The sequence below is a fragment of the Dolichospermum lemmermannii CS-548 genome, assembly GCF_028330815.1.
Taxonomy (GTDB): Bacteria; Cyanobacteriota; Cyanobacteriia; order Cyanobacteriales; family Nostocaceae; genus Dolichospermum; species Dolichospermum lemmermannii.
The window spans coordinates 14,799-41,497 of sequence record NZ_JAQMTJ010000321.1 but is presented as its reverse complement, the minus strand read 5'-3'; the positions used below and the strand labels follow the sequence as shown (position 1 = coordinate 41,497).

General features: G+C 38.2%; 20 protein-coding genes. 11 read left to right on the top strand and 9 right to left on the bottom strand.

All coding sequences use genetic code 11. The annotated features are described in order from the left end of the window. Positions 1-585: RNA-guided endonuclease InsQ/TnpB family protein (locus tag PN450_RS23095; RefSeq protein WP_271837687.1), on the top strand; the 585-nt coding region annotated here is incomplete at its 5' end. A gap of 89 nt (positions 586-674) precedes the next feature. Beyond that, a complete protein-coding gene (locus PN450_RS23090; RefSeq protein ID WP_271837686.1) occupies positions 675-1,109 on the top strand; it encodes a hypothetical protein in 435 nt (144 codons plus the stop codon). Between the two features lie 64 nt (positions 1,110-1,173). On the opposite strand, the gene PN450_RS23085 is transcribed toward PN450_RS23090, so the two are convergent. Beyond that, on the bottom strand, positions 1,174-2,193 hold the full coding sequence (locus PN450_RS23085; protein WP_271837685.1) for a tRNA dihydrouridine synthase: 1,020 nt from the start codon (positions 2,191-2,193) through the stop codon (positions 1,174-1,176). Positions 2,194-2,310: 117 nt separating this feature from the next. Between PN450_RS23085 and polA the strand changes: the two genes are divergently transcribed. Continuing rightward, on the top strand, positions 2,311-5,214 hold the full coding sequence (gene polA, locus PN450_RS23080; protein WP_271837684.1) for a DNA polymerase I: 2,904 nt from the start codon (positions 2,311-2,313) through the stop codon (positions 5,212-5,214). A 121-nt stretch (positions 5,215-5,335) separates the two neighbouring features. After that, on the top strand, positions 5,336-6,469 hold the full coding sequence (gene bioU / locus PN450_RS23075) for a (S)-8-amino-7-oxononanoate synthase BioU (RefSeq protein ID WP_271837683.1): 1,134 nt from the start codon (positions 5,336-5,338) through the stop codon (positions 6,467-6,469). A 229-nt stretch (positions 6,470-6,698) separates the two neighbouring features. On the opposite strand, the gene PN450_RS23070 is transcribed toward bioU, so the two are convergent. Then, positions 6,699-7,415 carry a biliverdin-producing heme oxygenase gene (locus PN450_RS23070; RefSeq protein ID WP_148764406.1) on the bottom strand — a complete coding sequence of 239 codons (717 nt, stop codon included), beginning with the start codon at positions 7,413-7,415 and terminating at the stop codon, positions 6,699-6,701. Positions 7,416-7,628: 213 nt separating this feature from the next. Here PN450_RS23070 and glmM point away from each other — a divergent pair, with 213 nt between their 5' ends. Together glmM and PN450_RS23060 are read left to right on the top strand one after the other, a co-directional pair. Next, positions 7,629-9,065 (top strand): phosphoglucosamine mutase, encoded by a 1,437-nt coding sequence (gene glmM / locus PN450_RS23065; RefSeq protein ID WP_271837682.1) that lies wholly within the window; start codon positions 7,629-7,631, stop codon positions 9,063-9,065. A 108-nt stretch (positions 9,066-9,173) separates the two neighbouring features. After that, a complete protein-coding gene (locus PN450_RS23060) occupies positions 9,174-9,812 on the top strand; it encodes a peroxiredoxin (protein ID WP_271837681.1) in 639 nt (212 codons plus the stop codon). Positions 9,813-9,913: 101 nt separating this feature from the next. On the opposite strand, the gene PN450_RS23055 is transcribed toward PN450_RS23060, so the two are convergent. From PN450_RS23055 to PN450_RS23040, 4 genes are all read right to left on the bottom strand, one after another. Beyond that, positions 9,914-11,524, bottom strand: coding sequence for a hypothetical protein (locus tag PN450_RS23055; protein ID WP_053538478.1), 1,611 nt, complete (start codon positions 11,522-11,524; stop codon positions 9,914-9,916). A gap of 68 nt (positions 11,525-11,592) precedes the next feature. Next, positions 11,593-12,477 (bottom strand): hypothetical protein, encoded by an 885-nt coding sequence (locus PN450_RS23050; protein ID WP_271837680.1) that lies wholly within the window; start codon positions 12,475-12,477, stop codon positions 11,593-11,595. Continuing rightward, positions 12,461-13,936 (bottom strand): AAA family ATPase, encoded by a 1,476-nt coding sequence (locus tag PN450_RS23045; RefSeq protein ID WP_271837679.1) that lies wholly within the window; start codon positions 13,934-13,936, stop codon positions 12,461-12,463. The genes PN450_RS23050 and PN450_RS23045 overlap by 17 nt, the downstream gene beginning before the upstream one ends. A 39-nt stretch (positions 13,937-13,975) precedes the next feature. Then, positions 13,976-14,233 carry an antitoxin family protein gene (locus tag PN450_RS23040; RefSeq protein WP_233466947.1) on the bottom strand — a complete coding sequence of 86 codons (258 nt, stop codon included), beginning with the start codon at positions 14,231-14,233 and terminating at the stop codon, positions 13,976-13,978. A 256-nt stretch (positions 14,234-14,489) separates the two neighbouring features. Here PN450_RS23040 and argZ point away from each other — a divergent pair, with 256 nt between their 5' ends. Continuing rightward, a complete protein-coding gene (argZ, locus tag PN450_RS23035) occupies positions 14,490-16,601 on the top strand; it encodes a bifunctional arginine dihydrolase/ornithine cyclodeaminase (RefSeq protein WP_271837678.1) in 2,112 nt (703 codons plus the stop codon). 87 nt (positions 16,602-16,688) lie between these two features. Continuing rightward, positions 16,689-17,306, top strand: a complete 618-nt coding sequence (locus PN450_RS23030; protein ID WP_271837677.1) for a hypothetical protein — start codon at positions 16,689-16,691, stop codon at positions 17,304-17,306. Positions 17,307-17,348: 42 nt separating this feature from the next. On the opposite strand, the gene PN450_RS23025 is transcribed toward PN450_RS23030, so the two are convergent. Further along, positions 17,349-17,618 carry a DUF4351 domain-containing protein gene (locus tag PN450_RS23025; protein ID WP_271837676.1) on the bottom strand — a complete coding sequence of 90 codons (270 nt, stop codon included), beginning with the start codon at positions 17,616-17,618 and terminating at the stop codon, positions 17,349-17,351. A 705-nt stretch (positions 17,619-18,323) separates the two neighbouring features. Next, the gene (locus PN450_RS23020; RefSeq protein WP_271837675.1) at positions 18,324-20,285 is read right to left on the bottom strand and encodes a bifunctional serine/threonine-protein kinase/formylglycine-generating enzyme family protein; all 1,962 of its coding nucleotides are present in this window, start codon (positions 20,283-20,285) and stop codon (positions 18,324-18,326) included. Positions 20,286-20,393: 108 nt separating this feature from the next. Here PN450_RS23020 and PN450_RS23015 point away from each other — a divergent pair, with 108 nt between their 5' ends. Beyond that, a complete protein-coding gene (locus PN450_RS23015) occupies positions 20,394-21,170 on the top strand; it encodes a Uma2 family endonuclease (RefSeq protein ID WP_271837674.1) in 777 nt (258 codons plus the stop codon). Between the two features lie 77 nt (positions 21,171-21,247). Further along, positions 21,248-21,745: a DUF2085 domain-containing protein gene (locus PN450_RS23010; RefSeq protein ID WP_271837673.1), complete on the top strand. Its 498-nt coding sequence runs from the start codon at positions 21,248-21,250 to the stop codon at positions 21,743-21,745. A gap of 78 nt (positions 21,746-21,823) precedes the next feature. Here the strand turns inward: PN450_RS23010 and PN450_RS23005 are convergent, their stop codons facing one another. Next, the gene (locus tag PN450_RS23005; RefSeq protein ID WP_271837672.1) at positions 21,824-22,825 is read right to left on the bottom strand and encodes an N-acetylmuramoyl-L-alanine amidase; all 1,002 of its coding nucleotides are present in this window, start codon (positions 22,823-22,825) and stop codon (positions 21,824-21,826) included. A 177-nt stretch (positions 22,826-23,002) separates the two neighbouring features. Between PN450_RS23005 and bchH the strand changes: the two genes are divergently transcribed. Next, the gene (gene bchH, locus PN450_RS23000) at positions 23,003-26,695 is read left to right on the top strand and encodes a magnesium chelatase subunit H (RefSeq protein WP_271837671.1); all 3,693 of its coding nucleotides are present in this window, start codon (positions 23,003-23,005) and stop codon (positions 26,693-26,695) included. The last annotated feature ends 4 nt before the right edge of the window (positions 26,696-26,699 follow it).

Sequence of the window (26,699 nt, the reverse complement as noted above, 5' to 3'; positions counted from 1 at the left end):
TTAGTTAGTAAACTTTCGAGAAAAGTTGCTAACCAAAGACAGAACTTTGTTCACCAAGAAACTACACGAATAATCAGCGGTAATAGCACGGTAGTTACTGAAAAATTAGAAGTCAAAAACATGAGTGCCAAAGCTAAGAAAGGTAAACGTAAAAAACAAAAAGCGGGTCTAAATAAATCAATTCTTGATGTGGGAATGGGGATGATAAAGGATGCTCTAAAAGCGAAATTATCAGACATTGGTGGCTTGTTTGTAGAAGTACCTACTCGCAAAGCGAAACCATCTCAAACCTGTCCAAAATGCGGAAATCAAGAAAAGAAGAGTTTAGCCGCAAGAACTCATGTTTGCCATAACTGCGGGTATACCCAACAGCGCGATATCGCCGCCGCAGAAGTAATGCTACTTTGGTACTCAAATAATCTACAGGGGTTAGGAACTAGCCTCTCAGACGTAGATGATTCTAGCTCTACTTCAAATACCAGCAAACGCAAGAATGCTGGAAGTATGAAGCAACTCGGTCAAAAGAAACGTCAAAAATCTCAACTTACTGACGGGGATGTAGAAACCCCATCTTCAACGAAGTAAGATAGGGTAGTTCATATCACTATGTTGTATATTAAATCTGGAGAAAAAAATTAGAATAGACAATTACCAAAAACCAGCAGGAAATAATAATGGATAATTTTTCGTTTTTGACCAATGTATTCCCATCAGTTGATATTTTTATAGGATTTAAACCAGCTTTAAAAAGAAATACAAAAGGCAAAACAATTTTTACTTTTTCTGATGTTGATGACAATTTATTAGGGAGTCGGGTATTAAAAGAAGCAAGAGGTCTAAAAAAACTCGCAGTTCCTTCCATAACTCATAAGATACATATTAAATCATTCAATGAAGATTACTATCTCGCTGATGTCAAATTAATGATTGAGGACTGCATTAAAGATAAAATTGCCTATGTCAAGAGAGATTATGGGTTAACACCTGAAGAATATTATCAAGAAATACTAGAAACTCGTGCAAAAGCAAATTTAATTAAAGAGGCTGCTTTAAAAATTGATAGGTCTAAATTTCCCAGTGGTGAGGAATTTGAAGTTGAAACTGAGTAGTTGACACTCTCAAGGTATTGTCTCTATGCTGTACTGATAAATCCAAACTAAATAGTTGCCATAATTACACGCCCAAAGAGGGTGCTAGGGCTAATGTTTTTGTCAGATCAGCAAGGAGAACGAGATCGCAGAGGTTAAACAGTTCTACCTCAGTCTGCGCCCGTCTCATCAGCCGCAGGAAATTACCTTCAGTGTCAACACTTAAAGCAATATAGTTAAGGAACATTTTCAGGTAGCCTACCCGCGCTCGCTCTGGCATAGTTGAGGCTGTGGGAGTTTGACATAAACGATCAATATAATTGCGTACATCTACTAAAGGAACAGGTGTGATCTGTTCTCCTCGCAAAGCCTGGCGAATTTGATTAAACAGCCAAGGATTGCCAATTGCCCAGCGTCCCACCATCACACCCGCTGCACCCGTTTGCGAAAGCACTTCCAGGGCAGTTGTCGCCGAGTTGATATTACCATTGGCAAGCACTGGACAATCCACCCGTCTTACCGCTTCCGCAATCAAATCATACTTAACTTCCCCGTGATACATATCTTTCACCGTGCGACCATGTAAACTGAGCAAATCAATATTGTGGCGATTGATTATATCGAGAATTTCGGAAAAGTTATCTGTATTTTCAAAGCCTACACGCATCTTCACGGTTAAAGGTTTATCATTCACAGCAGCACGCAGTTCTCCCAAAATCCGCTCGACTTTTTCCGGTTCTCTCAGCAATCCACCGCCAACATTTTTGCGATAGATTCTCGGCGCGGGACAGCCCATGTTTAAATCTACTCCCGCGATATTATATTTGCAGAGTTCCTTTGCTGTTCTCACTAAATCGGGAATACTTTCGCCAATCATTTGTGCAAAAACAGGGCGACCGGTATCATTTTCGGTAATTGCTGCCAGAATTTTAGAATTGAGCCGTGAGGTATCATTGACGCGGAAATACTCGGTAAAGAAGTAGTCAGGACTGCCGTAGTGGGCAATAACTTTCATGAACCACAGGTTTGTCACATCTTGCATGGGCGCAAGAGCAGTGAAGGGTAGGTTTTTCTGAAGCGATTGGGGGAGCGATACCTGGAACATAGAGATGAAGAGCTTTCAACAAAGCATCACTGGATCAAAAAATGGTGACTTAGCTTCTTCAACATAACGCATAAAAAAAATTAAAATAGATTATAGTTTCCCAATTCGGTTAAGCAGTTGACTTTTAATTCTTCAGTTATCAACAAGCCTACATTCATCTTAATTGATGGACACTCACTAGCTTTTCGTTCCTATTTTGCTTTTGCTAAAGGTAGAGATGGTGGACTTCGTACAAAAGCTGGCATTCCTACCAGTGTTTGTTTTGGTTTTTTTAAATGTTTGTTAGAGGTAATCGCTACACAACAGCCCCAAGCAGTAGCTGTGGCTTTTGATTTAGGTTCACCTACTTTTCGTCATCAAGCTGATGATACTTATAAAGCTGGACGTGCAGAAACTCCAGAAGACTTTATTCCCGACTTAGAAAATCTCTATGAGTTACTGCAAAGCTTGAATTTGCCTATACTTACTGCACCTGGTTATGAAGCAGATGATGTATTGGGAACATTAGCACAAAAAGCCGCAGCGTCTGGGTATCGAGTTAAAATACTTTCTGGGGATAGAGATTTATTTCAATTAATTGATGCTGATAAAGAAATTACAGTTTTAAATTTTACTCCAGAAGCCTTAAAACGTTCTACAAATAGTATTGCTGAATTTAAAGCAGAAGAAGTTAAAGAAAAATTAGGAGTATTCCCGACACAAGTTGTTGATTTTAAAGCCTTATGTGGTGATAAATCAGATAATATTCCGGGAGTAAAAGGAATTGGTGAAAAGACAGCAGTACAACTATTAAATACTTATAATTCCCTGGAAGAAATTTATGCAGCTATAGATGATATTAAAGGTGCAACTCAGAAAAAACTAATTACTGGTAAAGAAGACGCGGAAAAATCTCGCTATTTAGCCAAGATAGTTTGTAATGTTCCTTTAGAAATTGATTGGGAAGATTGTCAATTAACAGGTTTTGATAATAGCTTACTCATCCCAATTTTAGAGAAATTAGAATTTAAAAGATTTTTAGAGACAATTAATGAGATTCAACTAAAGTTTGGTGGAGAAGTTGTAGAAAATAAAGTATCGGAAATAATCGCCGAAACAGACGATGATTTGTGGTTTTTTAGTGCAGAAGACACAGCACAAGAAATAAAACAAAATGCTTCACCAATTCAACCACGCATTATTAATACAGAAGCTAAATTAACGGAATTGGTAGAACTTTTAAGAAAGTTCACAAATCCAGAAAATCCCGTTGCTTGGGATACAGAAACTACTGCACTAGAACCACGAGATGCAGATTTAGTGGGAATTGGTTGCTGTTGGGGAACAGAACCAAATGAACTTGCTTATATTCCTATTGGTCATAAAAACGGTGATAATTTAAATCGAGATTTGGTATTAGCAGCACTGCGGCCAATTTTGGAAAGTGCTGATTATCCTAAAGCTTTACAAAATGCTAAATTTGATCGGTTAATTCTGCGGTGTCAAGGCATTAATTTGGCTGGAGTGGTGTTTGATACTATGTTAGCCAGTTATTTGATTAATCCCGATAGCAGTCATAATTTAACTGATTTATCTTTGCGATATTTGGGATTAAGTGGAAAAAGTTATGGAGATTTAGTTCCCAAAGGGAAAACTATTGCTGATATTAGTATTTCTGCGGTTGCTGATTATTGCGGAATGGACGTTTATTCCACATTTGGCTTAGTACCAAAATTACGGGAGAAGTTAGCAGAAACGCCAACTTTATATAAACTGTTGAATGAAGTTGAACAACCGTTAGAAGCAGTTTTAGCGGAACTTGAATATACAGGAGTTCGCATTAATTCAGCTTATCTCAAAGAACTTTCACAGCAGTTAGAAATAGAATTAGCAAGGTTAGAAATAACAGCTACCGAAATTGCTGGGGAAAAATTTAATTTAGGTTCTCCTAAACAACTGAGTCATATTCTCTTTGAGAAATTAGGTTTAAGTACGAAATATTCTCGCAAAATTCAAACTGGTTATTCTACAGACGCTGCAACTTTAGAAAAACTTCAAGAAGTTGATAATACTGGTTTTGTAGAAGCGATTATTGAAAATCGGACTTTATCAAAATTAAAATCTACCTATGTAGATGCTTTACCAGCTTTGGTACATCCCAAAAGCCAAAGATTACATACTGATTTTAACCAAACTGCAACTTCTACGGGTAGGTTATCTTCTTCTCATCCCAATTTACAAAATATCCCCATTCGGACTGCTTTTAGCCGACAAATTAGAAAGGCGTTTTTACCGGAATCAGGTTGGTTAATGGTAGCTGCTGATTACTCACAAATTGAGTTAAGGATTTTGGCGCATTTGAGTCAAGAACCTGTATTAATTCAAGCCTATCAGCAAAATGAAGATATTCATACTGTAACGGCAAAATTAGTCTTTGAGAAAGAAGATATTAGTTCAGATGAAAGACGTTTTGCGAAGACGATTAATTTTGGGGTAATTTATGGTATGGGAGCGCAAAAGTTTGCCAGAGAAACGGGAATAAATCCGATAGATGCGAAATTGTTTATTGAGCGATTTAATGAAAGATACGCCAATGTTTTTGCATATTTGGAGAAAGTGAAAAAAGAAGCTATTGCTTATGGTTATGTGGAAACTATTTTGGGTAGAAGACGTTATTTTGAGTTTACTAGTAATAGTTTACGGCAGTTAAAAGGTAGTAAGTTAGAAGATATTAATTTGCAGAAATTAAAGAATTTAGGTCAATATGATGCTGGGTTACTCCGTTCTGCTGCCAATGCACCAATTCAAGGTTCTAGTGCGGATATTATCAAAATAGCAATGGTGCAATTACATGAAGTTCTGAAGAACTATCAAGCGCGGTTATTGTTACAAGTTCATGATGAATTAGTCTTTGAAGTTCCTCCCCAAGAGTGGTCCCAATTGCAACCACAAATTAAGTCGGTAATGGAAAATGCTGTTTCTTTATCTGTTCCTTTAGTCGTTGATATTCATGCGGGGGATAATTGGATGGAAACTAAGTGAACTACCTATATCCCACATTCCGTAATCTCACTTTCACAATTGGTAATTATTGCCGAAAAAATGTAAATCAAGCATAATTAACCCTCAATACCTTGGCCATTTTTCTGCTTTGTTGGGTTTGATGCTATTGCTTTGTAAACGTTCCACAACCCAATCCATAAATCAATATTTTTTTCAATTTGGCAAAGGTATTGATATAATAGTAGTTTTATCTGAAAATTTAGGTTTATGCCGCTTTACTAAACTAACTATGAACACACAACCAACAAACCAACCTATTCGCGTCGGAGTTCTGGGATTTGGTGGACTCGGACAAGCAGCAGCAAAACTCCTCGTCAGCAAACGAGAAATGATCTTAGTTGCAGCCGCAGACCAAAAGGGCTACGCTTATTCCACCCAAGGCTTAAATACCCAAGCTTGTATTACCACTTACCAAAATCAAGGGACAGTCGGTTATTTAGAACCAGTTGGGACATTAAGCAATAGCAGTATTCAGGATTTAATCGCCACCGGTCAACCTGTAGATGGTTATTTTCTGGCTTTACCCAACCTTCCTAATGACTTTATTCCCTCGGTAGCCAAAGAGTTCATTAAAGCAGGTTGGCGCGGTGTTCTGGTAGATGCCATTAAACGCACCAGTGCAGTCGAACAACTCCTGGCCATGAAAGACGAACTGCAAGCAGCGGGAATTACATACATGACTGGCTGTGGTGCTACTCCTGGACTGTTAACCGCCGCCGCCGCTTTAGCTGCCCAAAGTTACGCCGAAATTCACAACGTGGAAATTACCTTTGGTGTGGGAATTGCTAACTGGGAAGCCTACCGCGCCACTGTTCGGGAAGATATTGGTCATATGCCAGGTTATAGTGTAGAAGCCGCTAGAGCCATGACTGACGCAGAAGTAGAAGCATTACTCGATCAAACTAATGGTGTGTTAACTTTGGTAAATATGGAACACGCCGATGATGTCATGCTAGAAGTCGCGGGAATTTGTTCACGGGATAGAGTCACAGTTGGTGGTGTTGTTGATACCCGCAACTCCAAAAAGCCCCTAAGTACCAATGTGAAAATTACAGGACGTACCTTTGAGGGGAAGATATCCACTCACACCTTTACATTAGGCGATGAAACCAGCATGGCCGCTAATGTCTGTGGTCCTGCCTTTGGTTATCTCAAAGCCGCTCAGGAATTGCATCAACGCGGCATTTCTGGCTTATTCACGGCTGCGGAAATCATGCCTAAATTTGTGAAATAGGTCAGTTGTCAGTTGGAGAAATCTACCATCTACTCCCTGCGGCTGCTTCTGCTTCTTTCTCTAAGGGGGTGTTTGAAAAGTCTAATTTATTACACCCCTAGGTGTAGTAGCGATTTATAATCGCCGGCAACTTTTCAAACACTTTCCGGTGTGATGAGTTAGTTATGTAGCGGGCAAGATGCCCGCACTACAAGAGTTTCATAATTCAAGTTTGTATCTCATTAGAGTGTCAATCAGCAGTTACCAATTCAGTGCTACCTTTTGTCCGTTTCCGAGTCATGGCATTGTAAACCATGATGCCAATCGCTTTAATCAAATTACCTTCCAACTCTTGGAACATCTTCATGTTCACACCAAAAGCGGCATTTGCTTCTTCAGTAATGCGATCGCCTGTAGTATCATCAATAGGCATAGCATCTAAATTGGCTCTATACTTAGCCTTAAATGCCTTCTCATCGGTAATATCTGCAAATTCATAAAAAGCAGTTCCTTCACCTTCACCCAATTTCATCGCCGTTTGGGCAATATTTTTGAGGATTTGTCCCCCGGATAAATCACCTAGATAACGGGTATAGGAATGAGCAATTAATAATTCTGGTTCAGTCGCAGAAATTTCCCGAATCCGGTTTACATAAGCCGCACCCGCAGCAGATAATTTGATTTCCTCTCGCCAATTGTAACCATAGTAGTAAGTTAAGTCTTGCTCCAAGGTATGCTTGCGGTTAAGTTCAGGAAAGTAAATTTTGCTCAAAATTGGGTGATGCTTGTGTTTTTCCATTTCCTCTTCCATAGCCGAGTAAATGAAGTAAAAGTTAGCAACCAACTTGCGGTAGGAGTTTTTTTCCACAACTCCCTTCAAAAAACACTTGACAAAACCCACATTTTCTGCCATTGTGTGTGCTTTCTTCGTACCCACGCGTAATTTGCTTGCTAAATTGCTGTTCATATTATTAAAATTCTCAACTGTAAAAAAATTAACTGTGGGAGTTTTTTGTCCGTAATGGTGAAAAAACCCCATTAAAACGTAAGATTAAAACTATTTGATGAGAATTTATATTAAAAATAATTAAGCAATGAGTTTCTTTGGCGTTTTATTAACGTCAAGGATAATGGAAGAAAGTGCTATTGTCCTGTGTGATTGTGTGGAGTTTTTAAATTTATGGTTTCATCAATGGCTCGAACTCAAGACTGCATTTCCGAAGTTGAAAATAGTGGGATGTTCAATTCCATACCACTACCAACCAATGCTTTATTTGGTACAGATGGCATTCGCGGCAAGGTGGGAGACTTACTGAATGCGCCTTTGGCTTTACAAGTGGGTTTTTGGGCGGGAATTGTCCTCCGTAATTATGCCACTGATCTAGGACCAATTATCCTAGGACAAGACTCCAGAAACTCCAGTGATATGTTAGCCATGGCTTTGAGTGCTGGGTTAACCGCTGCTGGTTTAGAAGTGTGGTATTTGGGATTATGTCCCACTCCTTGTGTAGCCTATCTGGCCAGCATCACTAATGCCATTGGGGGAATCATGATTTCCGCCAGCCACAATCCCCCAGAAGACAATGGAATTAAGATATTTGATGCCCAGGGTGGAAAGTTATCCAAAGCCCTACAAGGGGAAATTGAGGCGGGATTACGAGGTCAATTATCCCCCGATTTGAACATAAATAATTGCGGCAGACATTATTCACGAACAGAGTTAATTAAAACATATAGCCAGTCTATCCAAACACCTTTAGCATCTGGACTGACTCTCCAAGGCATGAAGATTGTTTTAGATTTAGCTTGGGGTGCAGCGGTGGGTTTAGCACCGGCGGTATTTACGGAAATGGGTGCGGAGGTGATTTGTTTACATAATCAGGCAGATGGCGATCGCATTAATGTCAATTGCGGTTCTACACATCTGGATATTCTCCAAGCCGCTGTAGTCGCCAATCAAGCCGATATGGGTTTTGCTTTTGACGGCGATGCAGATCGGGTTTTAGCTGTGGATAATACGGGCAGATCCGTTAATGGTGATTACATTCTTTACCTTTGGGGTCGCCATTTACAACAAAAACAACAACTCCCAGATAACTTGATAGTTTCCACTGTTATGGCTAATTTAGGCTTTGAAAGAGCTTGGCAACAAATAGGTGGTAAATTAATTCGTACCGCTGTGGGTGATCAATATGTGCAAGCGGAAATGCAGAAAACTGGGGGAATGTTGGGAGGAGAACAGTCAGGACATATCCTGTGTAGTCATTATGCCATGACTGGAGATGGTTTATTAACAGCTTTGCATATTGCAGCGGTGGTGAAAGAGGCTAATCTTTCCTTGGGAGAAATGGTAGATCAAAGTTTCCAAACCTATCCCCAAATCTTACGGAATGTGCGAGTATTAGATCGGGAACGACGCTTAGGATGGGAAAGTTGTCAACCTGTGCAACAAGCGATCGCTAAAGCCGAAGTAGCAATGGGTGATCATGGTAGAATCCTAGTTCGGGCTTCGGGAACAGAACCCGTAATTAGAGTTATGGTAGAGGCCGCTAATGCTGAACTTGTCCACCATTGGACAAATGAATTAGTCTCAAAAGTTCAACAACACCTGGCTTAAACTTAAAATTTTGTTGCAAACCGCGACAGCCCGATGGGGTAATCGGTCTTTTGTGTCATACTGTGACGGTAGAATATAGATGTTTTCTTAAAATACAGGGAATCTTACATGACTCTTCGTCTTGGTGATACAGTACCTAACTTTACTCAAGCCTCTACTCATGGGGAAATTGACTTTTACGCCTGGGCTGGTGATAGCTGGGTGGTACTATTTTCTCATCCTGCTGACTTTACACCAGTTTGCACCACCGAACTCGGAACTGTTGCCAAACTCAAACCAGAATTTGATAAACGCAATGTGAAAGCGATCGCTCTCAGCGTTGATGATGTAGACTCTCATAATGGCTGGGTTGGTGACATTGAAGAAACCCAAAGCACCACTCTCAATTACCCAATTTTGGCAGATCCAGATCGTAAGGTTTCCGAACTTTATGATATGATTCACCCCAACGCAGCGGCTACTGTCACTGTGCGTTCTGTGTTTGTCATTGACAATAATAAAAAACTCCGTCTGACTTTCACCTATCCTCCCAGCACTGGCCGCAACTTTGATGAAATCTTGCGCGTCATTGACTCTCTGCAATTAACCGATAATTACAGTGTTGCTACTCCCGCAGACTGGAAAGATGGTGAAGATGTGGTGATTGTCCCTTCTTTAAAAGATCCTGAAGTCCTCAAAGCCAAGTTTCCTAAAGGTTATGCAGAAATTAAGCCTTATTTGCGGATGACTCCTCAACCTAACAAGTAGGTTTTCATAACAATGAATATGTCTCACGCAGAGGCGCAGAGGCGCAAAGAGTAAATATTACAAAGTAGGGGCGGGGTCTCCCCGCCCTCCATTGTATTGCTTTAATTTACAAGGTTGATGACATTAATATTTAAGCCTGTAACGCCACTCAAGATAGCTAGAGTTCTGTTACCAAAGATGATATCAGTATCGCCAGCCGTTTGATTCAATACTAAATTAGTGGCAGAAATACCAAGTGCTTTAGCACCAAAGATACTTATAGTATCAATACCTGTCTGAAAATCTAAAATCCTATTAGGAGTTTTAGGGAGTTCAAGAGTCACAATCTGGAAATTATCAGCGCCAGCACCACCACTGATTAAATTATTACCACCTGTTTGGATAAAGAAGGTGTCGTTACCATCACCACCCAAAGCGCGGTCATTACTACCCAAGAAAAAGGTATCATTACCAGCGCCACCGGACATCCGATTACCACCTTTACCATCAGTAGCATAAAAAGTATCATTACCTAAATCGCCAAAAGTGCGATCGCTTTTACTGACATCTATCACGTCATTACCACTACCTAAGAAGACGTTATTATCACTTGCATAGGTTTTGATAGCCAGATCAACTTTGTCATCACCAGCACCAGTAAATACAATATCTGCAACTGCTTCTAAATCTTTACCCGCAACCAAGTCATCGTTTCCAGTAGTTCCAGATACCAACTGATTTTCTGTAGGGAAAAAAGTTATCCCCACAGGACGTTCAAGAACCGGGTTTGTAGGAACTAAAACCTGAAATGGACTAACAACTGAACTACTCTCACTTTCATAGCTGAGAATAGCCCCCTGTGTAGTGCTAACATTAAAACCCACAGTGAGTAAATTACCATTAGGCGCAAAAGCAAGTCCGCCAATAAAATTATTACTGGGTGACTGACTAGTTGTATAATTTGTAGAAAGAGTATTGACTAAATTCCCAGTTTCCAAATCATAGCGTTGAATACCGTTAGCAAAATCACTCACATACAAATCATTATCTTCACCCACCGCTAAACCCAGCAAACTGACAAAGTTAAAACTATCAGGTGATGGTGTGGGAGTAGCAAAGACTGTGGGAGTTGTTCCCGCTGCTAGGGAGTCGTAACGTAAAACTTGACTAGACAAACCTGCACTAAAATCAGCCTTAACCTCTCCAGTTTGAGGATTAACAGTGGCTACACTTCCTTGGGTGGTAACATAAAGACTATTTTTGATAAAGAGTAGCCCATTTGGTCCATTTAAGCTATCTTTTTTACCATTTCCTTGGGCAAAAACATCAATAAATGCCCCCGTTGCGCCATTATAGCGTAATATTTGGTCGGTTAAGAAGCTGGAAACGTAAAAATTACCATCTGATCCATAAGCAAGACCATAGGGACGAATTAAACCACCACTTTCATCTAAACTTGTATTGGGATTATCTCCCACAAATACATCAATAAAACTACCAGTTTGTCCGTCAAACCTCAATATAGAGGAACTGCCTTTTTTTGTACCACTGGCTATGTAAAGGTCACTTTTACCATCACCATTTCCGTCTGGTCCGAAGAGTAAGGTGTCAGGGTTATCAAGTCTACCCTTTTCGATAAATGTCCCCAGGGGACTGCCTGTATAGGCATCAAACATCAGAACGTTATTGCCTCTGGTGTTACCAACTAGAAACCGACTATTTTTGTTTTGCATATCTCTATAAAACTATCATGGGCTACCTCTGTAAGAATTTACCATGATATTACTGAAAAATAGGTAAATTAGTCATTAGACTCTGATATTTGATGATTTGAAAATTTTATTGCTAATCTATTTATTAAATTTAGTAATACTAATTCATCTTTGATTTTTTCTTTGTCTTCAGATTCTTGCATATTAATTTCAGTAAATTTTGTATTCGATAATAAAGTTATATAATCTGTTTTATCTGGTAATAAATAATTAATATAAATCCCTTTTCTATCCCTCTTAATTACAAAATTTCTGGAATAATAGTCATCTTCTATACGTTTTGGTAATGCTATTTTTGTTAAAATCTCTTCAATCAATAAAGCCATTGATTCAGTAATTTCTTGATGATTATATTTGTCTGTTATTTTATTTGGCTTTGAAACATAAGGATATAACTCGGCTTTATGATCATATTGAATAGGTAAAATAATAAAACCATTTGCAGCTAACTCCGCTATTTTTTTAAATGGAATTTGTGAATTGTAGGGAGTTAATAAAATTCCTTGACATTTAATTTTGAATTTAGTTGGTAAATGATCAGATATTTCATTTTGTAAAATTTCTTTCAATTTTAAAATTTGTTCAATTCCATTTTCTAAAGAGTTGTGATTCTTTCCTTTCATTTCAATAATTGTGCAAATACAAGAATTAGAATCAATATAAACAGACATATAATCTGGACGCTTTAATGCTTGATTTCTAATAAGAGGATCATTTCTTCTATCTATTTCAAACAAAATACATATAGCTTGATTTTCAGAATCTAAAGTTATCCGAAAATGTACTCCACTTTCTTTAGGAACACTTCTTCCTGGTACTGTACAGAAAACTAGGAGATTTTCTAAAAAGTTAAAATTTTGCCAGTCAAGTTTATCTTTTTTATCCTTAAGATTAGAACTATTCTTCTGTTTCATCTGCTTTTTCTTGTCCTGCTTCATAAATTTCAAAAAACTTTTGTTGAATATCTACAGAAACATCACTTAAAGTATCCCATCTAATGCCATAATCTGGATCATTTAATGAAACTAATTTATTATCTTTCATTTCATAGGCACTAACTTTATCTATAGGTAAAAATGCTCTTTCATCTTGAAGGTATAAAGATGAAGATTGACGTTTTAATATTTCAGGATTTTCATGATTACCATTAACTAAATTATTCAGATGTGCCATAACATAAGGACTATGGGTTGTGAGTAAAATTCTCACACCAAGATTGACAAGAATAGATAATGCTTCCAGCAGCTTTGCTTGTGATTCTGGGTGTAAGTTCATCTCTGGTTCATCTATTACCAGAAAATGACCTTTACTTGCACGATATCTTAAATATAACAGTAATGGTGCAAGTTGTTTAATGGAAGAAGAAGCATTATATATATCAATTTCCAAACCTTTTTTAACTAAAACTTTTATTTCTTTTCCACCTAATTTAGTAGGTTTTAAATTAGTTTTATTTTTGTTTTGTAGCTGTTTTTCAATCTCATCTGCTAACTTCTGAAATTCATTTTTATTGCTGGAAGTTATTTTTACTGTTTTTTCAAGTTCTATCTCAGATAAAAAATCTAAGAAATCTTCTACTGGTTGTGGATAACGAATATCACCTTGTTCTTTTAGTAGTTCGAGTCGTTTTTCTGAACTACTACTAAATAATTCTCTTTGAGTTTGCTTAAGAAGTTTATAACGTCTATTCGCCAGCATTTTATAGGTATTTATAAACGCATTTCTTTCGGCAGGAAATGGAAAAACATCAGAAAAAAGTATTTTTTTTACAATCACTGTAAATAATAATTTTATTTTTTCATCGTTTTTTACATCATTTAAGAAATCCTCAAATAAATCAACGAAATTACCATCTATTATTATATTTTCTCCTATTCTTTCTTCACTATTTATCTTCAAAAATTCAAAAAACAACCTATTGTCTTCGCGATTAATTTTTAGAGAAGTTCCACCTATTACAATAAAAGATTCCCGTTGAGTTAATTGATTTATGGCATTTTCCACTTCTTGACGGGAAATTAATATTTCAAATGACGTTTGCAAAAAAAGCTTGCGACTTGAATCTTGAGAAAATGATTCTAAAGCACTTGCTTGAAAGTTTTTTGCTGCTTCTTCCGCATCTTTTACAAATAAATCAAGTAGATCATTATCTATTATCAAAGACCAATTACCTTCTCCTTGTTGAGTAACTCTTAATTTGCTGATTATAGCAAATGAGGCACTTAATATTGTACCAGCACACTGCCACAAACCGTAGGTAGAATAGGCAATATAGGTTTTATTTGAATTATTCGGTCCAATAATTACTGTCAGAGGACGCAAATCTAACTCTGTTTCTTGAATACTACCTAAATTTGAGAATTTGATTTTCATTTTTCGCCTATATTCCAAATAGAAAATACCATTTTAGTATTAACAGCGTTCATGCAGCATCTCCCGTGTGAAACGAGGTGCATTTAATGGAATCGGATTTTGTTGCATTCGTGAAATTAGAGATTTGAGAAACCGTTGTTTACTTTCTACATCGGAAATAGGAGGTGAAACCACAGAACTTGATTGAATGAGTAATTCCACCTTAGAACCTTCAGATAAATTACAGGCTGTTTCCAAAATGAATGTGCCGTTACGATAGATTGCTTTTAGTGTAGGGGGCATAATAGAAAACTTCATAATTTAATTATTGTAGAGCAAGTTAAGCCAATAATCAGAATCACCCATCAATTAACAAGTTAATATTGCATTCAAACACAACCATTTCTCTCCTACCTATCACATTGTCCCTAGCAGTAATAGAATAATACGATATCCTTGTAAAGCCTACCAAGAAGAGAAGGTAGAGGTTAAGTAGCAGATTTGACAGAATTGGATCACCAAAACTCTGTATCCAGAAGACATTAGTAGCATTTTAGAAGTTAGTAAGATTTTTATGGTTTCCCAAATTCGGTTTTTGATGTGCGCTCCTGACCATTATGATGTGGATTATGTGATTAATCCTTGGATGGAAGGGAATATTCATAAGTCCTCACGCGATCGCGCCGTAGAGCAATGGAATAAATTATACAATGTCATTAAAAATCACGCCATTGTTGATTTAGTGCCTCCCGAAAAAGGCTGGCCTGATATGGTATTCAGTGCCAATGCGGGTTTAGTCCTTGGTGAAAATGTGGTTCTTAGCCGCTTTTTGCATAAAGAACGCCAAGGAGAAGAACCGTATTTTCAACAGTGGTTTGAACAAAATGGTTTTAATGTTTACACACTTCCTAAAGACCTCCCCTTTGAAGGTGCTGGTGATGCACTCCTCGACCGAGAAGGACGCTGGTTATGGGCTGGATATGGTTTCCGGTCAGAATTAGATTCTCACCCCTACCTGGCTAAATGGCTGGACATTGAGGTGATTTCTCTGCGCTTAATGGATGAGCGTTTTTATCATCTTGATACCTGCTTCTGTCCTTTGGCGAATGGTTATTTACTGTATTATCCTGGTGCGTTTGATTCTTACTCTAACCGCGTGATTGAAATGCGCGTCGCACCGGAAAAGCGGATTGCTATTGAAGAAGCTGATGCTGTTAACTTTGCTTGTAATGCGGTGAATGTGGATAGCATCGTGATTATGAACAAAGCCAGTGAGAGTTTAAAATCACGATTGTCTGAAGTTGGTTTTCAAGTCATTGAAACGCCTTTAACAGAATTTCTCAAAGCCGGTGGGGCGGCTAAATGCTTGACTTTGCGGGTAACAGAACCTATTGGCGAGGAAATTCACGCTAATGCTTCTGTAGAAAGTCGTGTCATTCGCATGGAAGGACACTTGCTAGATGCAGGTTTAATTAACCGCGCTTTAGATCTAATTGTGGAAATGGGGGGAAGTTTCCAAGTTCTCAAATTCAACTTGGGAGAACAACGTCAAAGTACATCTGCGGCTGAGGTGAGGGTATCTGCACCATCTCACGAAGTGATGGAAGAAATTATCTCCCAGTTAATTGATTTGGGTGCGGTGGATTTACCCCAAGATGAGCGCGATTCTAAGTTAGAACCTGTGATTCAAGCGGGTGTTGCTCCTGATGATTTCTATGTCAGCACGATTTATCCTACTGAAATTCGTGTAAATGGAGAATGGCTGAAGGTGCAAAATCAACGCATGGATGGGGCGATCGCTATTTCCACAACTCCTAATGGTATAGTAGCAAAATGCAAACTCCTTCGGGATTTAGAAATCGGTGACAAAGTAGTTGTTGATGTTTTAGGTATCCGCACTGTCCGCAAAGCCGAATCCCGTGAACAACGTAACAGCCAGGAATTCAGCTTTATGTCTTCTGGTGTTTCCAGCGAAAGACGGGTGGAATTAGTTGTGGAACAAGTGGCTTGGGAATTACGTAAAATTAAGGATAGCGGCGGTAAAGTAGTTGTAACGGCAGGTCCTGTGGTGATTCATACAGGTGGGGGTGAACATCTCTGTCGCTTAGTGCGAGAAGGCTATGTACAGGGTCTTTTGGGTGGAAATGCGATCGCTGTTCATGATATGGAACAAAATATCTTGGGTACATCCCTGGGTGTGGATATGAAGCGGGGTGTAGCTGTGCGTGGTGGACACCGACATCATTTAAAAGTCATTAATACCGTCCGCCGTTTTGGTAGCATTGCTAAAGCTGTAGAAGCGGGAGTGGTGAAAAGTGGGGTGATGTATGAATGTGTGAAAAATAACATTCCCTTTTCCCTCGCTGGTTCAATTCGGGATGATGGTCCCTTACCCGATACCCAAATGAACTTGATTTTAGCACAACAGGAATATTCCCAAATCATCCAAGGTGCAGACATGATTTTGATGCTGTCTTCCATGCTGCATTCTATTGGGGTGGGAAATATGACTCCCGCAGGTGTGAAGATGGTTTGTGTGGATATTAACCCGGCTGTGGTGACAAAATTGAGCGATCGCGGTTCAATAGAATCTGTAGGTGTGGTGACTGATGTGGGTTTGTTCCTCAGTCTGTTAACTCAGCAATTGGATAAGTTGACTAGTCCTTATGTTGCTAATGTAGGATAAAGAATACATCCTTTAAGATTCTCAATCTTGTGGTGCGGGCATCTTGCCCGCTAACATTTCAATATAATTGTTATTGAGGTAGGAATTATGGGAAAAATACAAATAATTGACTCTAATCAATCCTACACATTTGCTGATTATTTCAAATTGAATTATGAACCAGATGAAATTATAGGATATTTTGGCTATAACTTTCAATCACAATCTCTAACTTTACCAACAACTCAACAAAACTTAGAAAGATTAACAGACCTAAAAAATCGTATTGAAGAAAGTTTACCCTATATTAGTTTAACCAGTGAAACCGCCAGAAGAGAATTTTTAATTGCTCCTGTAATTATGGAACTAATTCACTATACCCATGCTAAAGTTAGAGTAGAGTATGGGTTAAATATCAATAATCAATTAAAAGGAGTTGTTGATTATTATATTAAAGCTGATAACCAATTATTAGTTATTGAAGCTAAAAATGCCGATTTAGAAAGGGGAATTGTCCAATTAGCCGTAGAATTAATTGCCTTTGATAATTGGTCTCCTATTGATAATCCTATCCTGTATGGTGCAGTTTCTATTGGTAATATTTGGCAATTTGTAATTTTACATCGGGAATCAAAAGAAATTACTCAAGATTTAAACCTTTATCGTGTCCCCAATGATTTAGAAACTTTAATGAAAATTTTAGTAGCTTTAATGAAAAATTTATAATTATAAAATAGGTTGGGTTGCAAAACCCAACACCACAAATTATTAGTTCTGATGATCTTGTTGATTTAACCAAATTACTAAATCAGCAACTTCAGAAATATTAAACAACGCAGCCCCTAAATTTTCTAGCTGTTCTACAGGTAAACCTTTGACTTTTTCAACTATTAAAGAGTCAATTTCTCCAAACCGTTGATTAAGTAAAAATAAGCAAAATTTCAGTTCTCCTTTCAGTTCTCCTCTTTGTTCTCCTCTTTGTTCTCCAATTCTTTCTCCCTTCTGCAAAATATCCTGATAAATGACTGATTCTTGCATAATATCCTCACTTAACAATTGACGAATAAAGTCTTTCTCAAATCGCAAACCTGCTAAAATCTCTGTGTAAGCTGCAATATCCTGTTTAGTCTCCCTATCTGCAATTTTAGCAACATTATTGGCAATCTGGGATAATAGGCTTTGAGGTGAATTTGTCTGTGTTAATGGTGCTAATGGTAATAATGTTTGTTTGAGTTGTGTTTTTAGGGTTTAAGAGTTTATGATTAATGTTAATATATACGATTTTCAACATAAAATTTTCAAAATACAAATTATAAATACTTAATTCATTTAAACTAATTTAGGGATAGGAATATGGACATGACAAAAATCCTGATTCAGACAATATTCAGTTTCGCGCAAAGATGCAAAGCAGCAAAGACGCAAAGGAAAACCAGCAATTTATCAATAACATCCTGTAAATCCTCAAATCCTGGAAATCCTGATTCTGACAATATTGAATATTCATTTTCACGCAAAGACGCAAAGGAAAACCAGCAATTTATCAATAACATCCTGTAAATCCTTAAATCCTGGATATCCTGATTCTGACAATTTAAAAAATGTGTGCTATCCTAAGCAAAGACACCACAATCGGCTTTATTGTCGAAAGAAAAAATTTTATTTTTCCGCCTAACGGCAGGGGTTAAGAAGGGGAAGGAGAAAGAAGGGAAAAGGGCAAAAGAGCAAGAGTACAAAGTGGCACTAAGTCTTCATTGCACTAGCACAAGCAATCCGAAAACCAATACCGTTGTAACCGATGCTTGAGTTGTTACGATCTGCTGATCTACAGTTTTCCGAATGATACTTCCAAGAACCGCCACGCAGCAGCTTCCGTTTGCTTTGTCTTGTTAAAGCACGACCATCTTTGGGCGTAACATAATAATTGTCTATATAATCATCCAAACACCACTCCCATACATTACCGTGCATATCATACAAACCAAAAGCGTTAGGAGGAAAAGAACCTACATCTGTGGTTTGTTTACGGTACTGGCCTTTTGGTGCAGAAGCATAAGTATAATAACCATTATAGTTTACCAAGTCAGTGGTTATGCTTTCACCAAAATAAAATGGTGTGGTAGTTCCTGCCCTACAAGCATACTCCCATTCAGCTTCACTGGGTAATCTGTAGTTTTTTCCTGCCTTTTGGCTTAACCGTTGACAAAAAGTAACTGCATCATTCCAACTAACGCCTTCAACAGGACGATCATCACCTTTGAAAGCAGAAGGGTTAGTGCCTATGATAGCTTGATACTGTGCCTGTGTCAATTGATATTTCCCCATACAGAAACTAGGAACAGTAACTTGGTGTTGGGGACTTTCATCTGAACCTCTTTGTGCTTCACTTTTCGGTGAACCCATCATAAATGTTCCCCCTGGTATTTCCACCATTTCCAATGTCACACCATTTCCTAAGTCTTCTGTGAAATATTTTGCACTTTCATTCCGTCGGTTAATAATGTTTCCTGATGCGTTGGTACGGACAACTTCAAAACTAAAGGTTTTCAGGTTATTTGTAGAAGTTGTATTTTTAGGAGTTGATGTATTTTCAGGTGTTGGTGTATTTTCAGGAGTTGGTATATTTTCAGGTGTTGGTGTATCTGAAATTGAGGTTTGATTTTTCTTCCCAGAAAATAAATTTTGTCCCACAAATGCGACAGTTACACCACCTAAAAATAATCCTCCATAGATAAAACCGCGACGATTTATTGTAGTTGGAGAATTTCCCAAAGATTGATTTTTATTTCCCCCTGAAGATACAACAAATGTAGGAGAAATTTGTAAATCTTTGATAACTTCATCCGCAGATTGATAACGTTTTTGAATCTCAATTTTCAGCAACTTATCTAAAACTTTCCCTAAATCCTGATCTACAGGATTAGGTAAATGTTGTCGCCAATTATTCACCCAACTAAAACCATTTATTGTCCATAAATTAAAAGGATGAACCCCTGTTAATAAATGAAAACAAGTTGCACCTAAAGCAAATAAATCACTGGCTGGATAAGCTTCACCACCTTGTATTTGTTCCAATGGACTATACCCATAAGAACCTATTTGTGTTCCTATTTGGGTGTGAACTGTGGTAGTTAATTGTTTAGAAGCCCCAAAATCAATTAATACCAATTTACCATCATTTTTCCGGCGCATGATATTCTGTGGTTTAATATCCCGATGAATAACCTGGCGCTCATGAATAAACTTTAAAGATGGTAATAAATCTAGTAATAATTCCCGAATTTGGGTTTCCTTGTATTTTCCCTTTTGTGCTAATTCATCTAATAAATTTTCCCCTTTAATAAACTGTTGTACTAAATAGAGAAAACCATTATCTTCAAAATAAGCAAACAGCGTTGGTATTTGCGGGTGTTCTCCTAAATCTTGTAAGCGTTTAGCTTCTTCAATAAATAATTCTGTGGCTTTTTTTAAAGCGTAAGTTCCCGACTGTTTAGGTGCAAGTTGCTTGATTACACAAATTTCATTGAGTTTCTGGCTATCTTCCGCTAAATAGGTTCTCCCAAAACCACCTTCAGCAGAAAGCACCCGCAATACTCGAAAGCGATTGATTAATAATGGTATTAACGGGGTTCTGCAACTTTGACAGAACTTGTTATGATCAGGGTTGATAGGCTGGGAACAATCCGGGTTTAAGCAGCAGATCATAATCTGTGATAGATGACTGTATAACCTTTATAATACAATATTCAGTAATTCCGCGCTTCCTGTTCTCTGATATAATACTAAACTAACAACTGCAATCTTTTAAACAGTATGAGTGAAACCCTGGCTGATATTGCTATACCACCGCAGTTTCCTGATCATACTCAACTACCAGAGTCTGATGGTACTTTCGTGAAAAACTTTCAAGAACATCCTCAAAGTATAATTATCACAGATTCAATAATTCAAACTTTACAAATATTACATCCCGATGGACAATTTTGTATAGGTCAAGATTGTGGGATTTATTGGCGCGAAACAGAACCACCAGAAAAAGGTACAGTTGCACCAGATTGGTTTTATGTCCCTGATGTAGCACCACAATTAGCAGGTAAAATTCGCCGTTCTTATGTATTATGGCGGGAATATATTCCCCCATTAATTGCTATAGAATTAGCTAGTGGTAATGGTGAAGAAGAAAGAGATACAACTCCTCTACCGGGTTTAAAAGAAGGTGAAAAACCTGGTAAATTCTGGGTATACGAGCGCATTATCCGCATTCCCTACTATGCTATTTATGAAGTGAATAATAGCAAATTAGAAGTTTATCATTTGGTTGATTTTTCTTACCAAAAAATGCAGCCTAACGAACGTGGACATTATCCTATTGCGCCATTAGCTGTAGAATTGGGACTATGGCAAGGAAGTTACTTAAATAATCCTGAACAACTTTGGCTACGCTGGTGGGATTTAGATGGTAATTTGTTATTGGTAGGTCAGGAAGAAGCCCAATTACAAAAATTAAGGGCTGAAAAAGCAGAAGTTAAAGCTGCACAATTAGCAGCACGTTTACGGGCAATGGGGATAGATCCAGATGATGATTTATAATCATTTTGGGTATTTTCTACCCTATAATACTAATTGCAGAAAACGAACCGCAGAGGCGCAGAGGACACAGAGAGAATATGGAAAGGGTAGTTTTGTTAAGAGGGTTACAAGTTAATTGGGTGAGTTTTTTTGCGGATTTCTTGTTAGCTGGGATGGTTTTTGGTCCCCCTATTGCACCTTTTTTGGCTGCTTCTGCTGTGTTTTTACTTCCGGGGATTGCGGACATTATTTACTTTATGGGTAATCATGTATGTCCGCAGCCTACTATGGGTTTGGAGTTATCTCCACCTTTTATTATGGCGGTTTGTATGCGCTGTTATGGAACGGTAACGGGATTATTAATTACGCGAATTTTGTATGGTTTAACTAATGGCAAAGGCGTTTTTTGGTTAAGTCAATATGGTTGGACTGGTGTGGCTTTTGCTAGTGTATTAATGATGGCTTATCCGTTGGAGTTAGCAGCGCAGATTTTCGGTTTATGGGATTTTAATAATTATATTGTTACCCCTTTTGGTTTGATTACGGGTTTGGCTTGGGGTTTATTTGCTATGCCAATTTTGCATTTTCGCAGATAGGAAGAGGGAGATTTACTCCCTATTTATCAGTAGTATTCTTTGAGGAATTAGGTATCAATAAATTAAATGAAAATTTATCTAACCTACCAATTTTTGCCAAGTAATTGCCCCAATAATACCATCAGCAGTTAAACCGTTTTGTTGTTGAAGTTTCTTGATTGCTGCTTGTGTTTGTGGACCATAGATACCATCAGGATCAGCACCGACACGATATTGTAGATATCTGATAATTACACCACTAGCATGAGTTCCTTGCACAACTCGTTTAGCTAATATTTGATTGAGGGCATCCCAGGTGGTATTACCTGCCATTCCTGTGGGTAAAAGTCCCACAATTCTCTGAAATTTTTCCGTTGCGGAAGATGTAGCTTGTCCCATGCCATTATCTTCGACTAGGGGCTGATTATTTTTATCAGTAATTTTCAGCCGATTTAAAGCTTTTTGTAGTCTGAGAATGCTCTTATCTTTATTCTGTTCTTCATCTATAACAGTATTTACAGAAGCATTAGGAACAGGAACAGCAATAGGAATAGACACACCAGGAACAGGATTTACAGGAGTTTTAGCGACTTCTTTACCTGTTAAGCCGGCAACTATGGCATTAGCCATTGTTTCACTATCATATAGTTGTATATCTTTGGCAGAATCAATGAAGCAACATTCTACAAGAATTCCTGGCATATTTGTTCTTCTGAGAACATACAGGTGAGAACCACTTTTAACACCACGATTAAAAAAGCCCAATTTGACAATTTCATCTAATACTTTTTGGGCAACTTTTTTGCCAGCGTCGCTAATAGCAAATACTTCTGTTCCATTAGCTTGTCCATTAAAAGCATTAAAATGAATAGATACAAAAATATCTACTCGGTTACTATTGGCTTTTTCGCACCGGCTACCTAAAGATTGATTTACTGTACTAGCACTATTCGGTTTACAGGCAATTACTGTATGTCCTAAATTTTCTAATTTAGCTATAACCTTATTACCCACTTCCATTGTTAACTTATTTTCGGATTTAATTCCCTCTGCACCACTATCGGGAGGGCAATTGTGACCAATATCAATACCGAATTTCATTTGTATCTCCTTAATTGACTTTTTTTAATTGACTTTTTTACTATGCCAAGAGTCTGCTACTGGTTAATATAGTTCCAAAAAGCATAGACATTATTTTAATCTCTAGGTAGAGATTCCCCCATTAATCTCCAAAAATGTTTAAGATCAATGTAAAGAAATATTTCGTAGCAAAAGCGCATGAAACGCATTGTCTTGATTGCTGGGTTTGAATCGTTTAACGCGGACTTGTACCGAAAAGCGGCTGATTTGGCTAATTCCCGGTGTCCAGAGTTGGATATTCGAGTATTTAGCGATCGCAATATTACCACCAATAGCACGGAAGTAGCAGCGGCACTTAAAAACGCAGATGTATTCTTTGGTAGCTTACTCTTTGATTATGACCAAGTTGTATGGTTGCGGGAGCATGTCGCTAACATCCCTATCCGGCTCATTTTCGAGTCAGCACTGGAATTAATGAGTTTAACCAAAATAGGAGCATTTGCGATTGGTGACAAACCCGCAGGAATGCCCAAACCCATTAAATTCATCCTGGACAAATTCAGCAACGGTAAAGAAGAAGACAAACTTGCCGGTTATATCAGTTTCCTGAAAATCGGACCAAAGTTATTAAAATTCATCCCCGTCCAAAAAGTCCAAGACCTTCGTAACTGGTTAATTATCTATGGTTACTGGAACGCCGGCGGTTCAGAAAACGTCGCTTCCCTATTTTGGACAATTGCGGAAAAATACTTAGATTTAAAAGTTGGAGATATACCCCCACCCATGGAAACCCCCGATATGGGGTTATTACATCCTGATTATCAAGGATTTTTTACATCACCCAAAGCATACTTAGAATGGTATCAAAGAAGGAGTCAGGAGTCAGGAGTCAGGAGTCAGGAGAAAGAAAGGAATAAAATTACCCAGTCCCCAATTATCGGTATTTTACTTTACCGAAAGCACGTCATCACCAAATTGCCCTATATTCCCCAACTAATCCGCTATTTTGAAAAAGCGGGTTTGACTCCCTTACCCATCTTTATCAACGGTGTAGAGGGACACGTAGCCGTCAGAGATTGGATGACCAGCGACTACGAAACCCAAGAACGTCAAAGAGGTAAAATTGCAACCCTTTCCCTTTCCGCAGAATCGGTAAAAATTGATGCCATAGTTTCTACCATTGGTTTTCCCCTGGTTGGTGGTCCGGCTGGTTCAATGGAGGCCGGAAGACAGGTGGAAGTAGCTAAACGCATTCTCACAGCTAAAAATGTCCCGTATATCGTCGCTGCACCCTTATTAATTCAAGATATTCATTCTTGGACAAGGCAAGGCGTAGGCGGTCTGCAAAGTGTTGTCTTATATGCCTTACCAGAATTAGATGGCGCAATTGATACAATTCCTCTCGGTGGTTTAGTTGGGGAACAAATTTATTTAGTTCCTGAACGAATACAGCGATTAACTAATAGAGTTAAAAGCTGGATTTCCCTCCGCCAAAAACCTATTTGTCAACGGAAAATTGCCATTATTTTATATGGTTTTCCCCCTGGTTATGGTGCTGTAGGAACTGCTGCATTATTAAACGTTCCTCGCAGTTTAATTAAATTACTTCATGCACTGAAAGCACAGGGTTATACAGTTGGTGAAATTCCCGAAGATGGTGAAGAATTAATTCGCCAAATTAAAGCAGCAGATGAAATTAATCCCCTGGTAGAAAATAACATAAAAGACATCACAACTGTTAATGCTAGAACATTAGAAAAATGGTTAGGCTATCTTTTTACATCTCGCATTGAAAAACAATGGAAATATCTCACTGGTAGCGGCATTAAAACCTATGGAGACGAGTTTAATATTGGTGGTGTACAATTAGGAAATGTGTGGATAGGTGTCCAGCCACCTTTGGGAATTCAAGGAGATCCCATGCGGTTAATGTTTGAAAGAGATCTAACCCCCCATCCTCAATATGCAGCTTATTATAAATGGTTACAAAACGATTTTCAAGCTGATGCAGTTGTTCATTTTGGAATGCACGGAACTGTTGAATGGTTGCCCGGTTCACCATTAGGAAATACTGGCTATTCTTGGTCTGATATTCTCTTAGGAAATCTGCCCAATCTCTACATTTATGCCGCAAATAATCCTTCAGAATCAATTTTAGCCAAACGTCGCGGTTATGGCGTGTTAATTTCTCACAATGTCCCTCCCTATGGACGCGCTGGTTTGTATAAGGAATTGGTAAATATCCGCGATTTAATTGCAGAATATCGAGAAGATCCAGAAAAGAATTATCTGTTAAAAGAAGGCATTTGTAAAAAGATAGTTGATACTGGTTTGGAGGTGGATTGTCCTTTTGATGATGCGAAAAGGTTGGGTATTCCCTTTACGCCGGAAAATGTGAGGATGTTTAGTAATCACGCTTTTGATCATTATTTGGTGAAGTTGTATGAGTATCTCCAAGTTCTCGAAAATCGTCTTTTTTCCTCTGGTTTACATACTTTAGGTGAAGCACCAAATCAGGAGGAGTTAACTGGTTATTTGGATGCTTATTTTGGAAACGAACCACAGAGGCACAGAGAACACAGAGAGGAGGAGGAAATTACAAGGTTATTAAATCAATCTACTGATGAGTTAACTAATCTTTTAAGGGGTTTAAATGGTGAGTTTATTCCTCCTGCACCTGGTGGGGATTTGTTAAGGGATGGTGCTGGAGTGTTACCTACGGGTAGGAATATTCATGCTTTAGATCCTTATAGAATGCCTTCTCCTGCTGCTTTTGAACGGGGTAAGGAAATTGCTAAGAAAATTATTTCTCAGTCTTTAGATGAAAATAAGAAATATCCCGAAACTGTAGCAGTTTTATTATGGGGTTTGGATGCTATTAAGACTAAGGGTGAATCTTTGGGAATTCTCTTGGAATTGGTGGGTGCTGAACCTGTGAAGGAGGGAACTGGACGCATTGTTAGATATGATTTAAAACCTCTTGCTGAGGTGGGACATCCCCGTATTGATGTGTTAGCAAATCTATCGGGTATTTTCCGGGATAGTTTTGTGAATATCATTGAATTATTGGATGATTTATTTCAACGGGCTGCGGAAATTGATGAACCGGAGGAAATGAATTTTATTAGAAAACACGCTTTGATTTTAAAAGCCCAAGGTGTGGAAAATTCTTCCGCAAGATTGTTTTCTAATCCCTCTGGTGATTTTGGTTCTTTGGTTAATGATAGAGTTGTTGATGGTAATTGGGAATCTGGAGAAGAGTTGGGGGATACTTGGGAAAGTCGCAATGTCTTTAGTTATGGTAGAAATGATAAAGGACAAGCCAGACCAGAAGTATTGCAGACATTATTAAAAACTAGCGATCGCATTATTCAAGAAATAGATTCGGTAGAATATGGTTTAACTGATATTCAGGAATATTATGCCAATACGGGAGGTTTGAAAAAAGCTGCCGAAAAGCAAAGTGGAAAAAAAGTACAAGCCAGTTTTGTCGAAAGTTTTTCTAAAGACACCACACCCCGCAATTTAGATGATTTATTGCGAATGGAATACCGAACTAAGTTATTAAATCCCAAATGGGCTGACGCAATGGCTAATCAAGGTTCTGGTGGTGCTTTTGAAATTTCCCAACGCATGACGGCTTTAATTGGTTGGGGTGGTACTGCTGATTTTCAAGATGATTGGGTTTATGATCAAGCCGCAGAAACTTATGCTTTAGATCCAGAAATGGCGGAAAAATTACGCAAAGCCAATCCTGAAGCTTTTAGAAATATTGTGGGGAGAATGTTGGAAGCATCGGGACGCGGTTTATGGCAAGCTGATGGAGATAAGTTGGATAAGTTGCGAAAGTTATATGATTTGACTGATGAGGAATTGGAAGGAGTGACGTAAAAAA

Bases quoted from the DNA above. Each gene is read 5' to 3' on its own strand.
- PN450_RS23030 (WP_271837677.1), top strand. From the start codon at position 16,689: ATGGGAAAAATACAAATAATTGACTCTAATCAATCCTACACATTTGCT.
- PN450_RS23045 (WP_271837679.1), bottom strand. From the start codon at position 13,936: ATGAAAATCAAATTCTCAAATTTAGGTAGTATTCAAGAAACAGAGTTA.
- glmM (WP_271837682.1), top strand. From the start codon at position 7,629: ATGGTTTCATCAATGGCTCGAACTCAAGACTGCATTTCCGAAGTTGAA.
- bchH (WP_271837671.1), top strand. From the start codon at position 23,003: ATGAAACGCATTGTCTTGATTGCTGGGTTTGAATCGTTTAACGCGGAC.
- PN450_RS23060 (WP_271837681.1), top strand. From the start codon at position 9,174: ATGACTCTTCGTCTTGGTGATACAGTACCTAACTTTACTCAAGCCTCT.
- PN450_RS23010 (WP_271837673.1), top strand. From the start codon at position 21,248: ATGGAAAGGGTAGTTTTGTTAAGAGGGTTACAAGTTAATTGGGTGAGT.
- PN450_RS23055 (WP_053538478.1), bottom strand. From the start codon at position 11,524: ATGCAAAACAAAAATAGTCGGTTTCTAGTTGGTAACACCAGAGGCAAT.
- PN450_RS23025 (WP_271837676.1), bottom strand. From the start codon at position 17,618: ATGCAAGAATCAGTCATTTATCAGGATATTTTGCAGAAGGGAGAAAGA.
- PN450_RS23050 (WP_271837680.1), bottom strand. From the start codon at position 12,477: ATGAAACAGAAGAATAGTTCTAATCTTAAGGATAAAAAAGATAAACTT.
- PN450_RS23090 (WP_271837686.1), top strand. From the start codon at position 675: ATGGATAATTTTTCGTTTTTGACCAATGTATTCCCATCAGTTGATATT.
- PN450_RS23015 (WP_271837674.1), top strand. From the start codon at position 20,394: ATGAGTGAAACCCTGGCTGATATTGCTATACCACCGCAGTTTCCTGAT.
- PN450_RS23040 (WP_233466947.1), bottom strand. From the start codon at position 14,233: ATGAAGTTTTCTATTATGCCCCCTACACTAAAAGCAATCTATCGTAAC.
- PN450_RS23005 (WP_271837672.1), bottom strand. From the start codon at position 22,825: ATGAAATTCGGTATTGATATTGGTCACAATTGCCCTCCCGATAGTGGT.
- PN450_RS23070 (WP_148764406.1), bottom strand. From the start codon at position 7,415: ATGAACAGCAATTTAGCAAGCAAATTACGCGTGGGTACGAAGAAAGCA.
- argZ (WP_271837678.1), top strand. From the start codon at position 14,490: ATGGTTTCCCAAATTCGGTTTTTGATGTGCGCTCCTGACCATTATGAT.
- PN450_RS23020 (WP_271837675.1), bottom strand. From the start codon at position 20,285: ATGATCTGCTGCTTAAACCCGGATTGTTCCCAGCCTATCAACCCTGAT.
- PN450_RS23085 (WP_271837685.1), bottom strand. From the start codon at position 2,193: ATGTTCCAGGTATCGCTCCCCCAATCGCTTCAGAAAAACCTACCCTTC.
- bioU (WP_271837683.1), top strand. From the start codon at position 5,336: ATGCTATTGCTTTGTAAACGTTCCACAACCCAATCCATAAATCAATAT.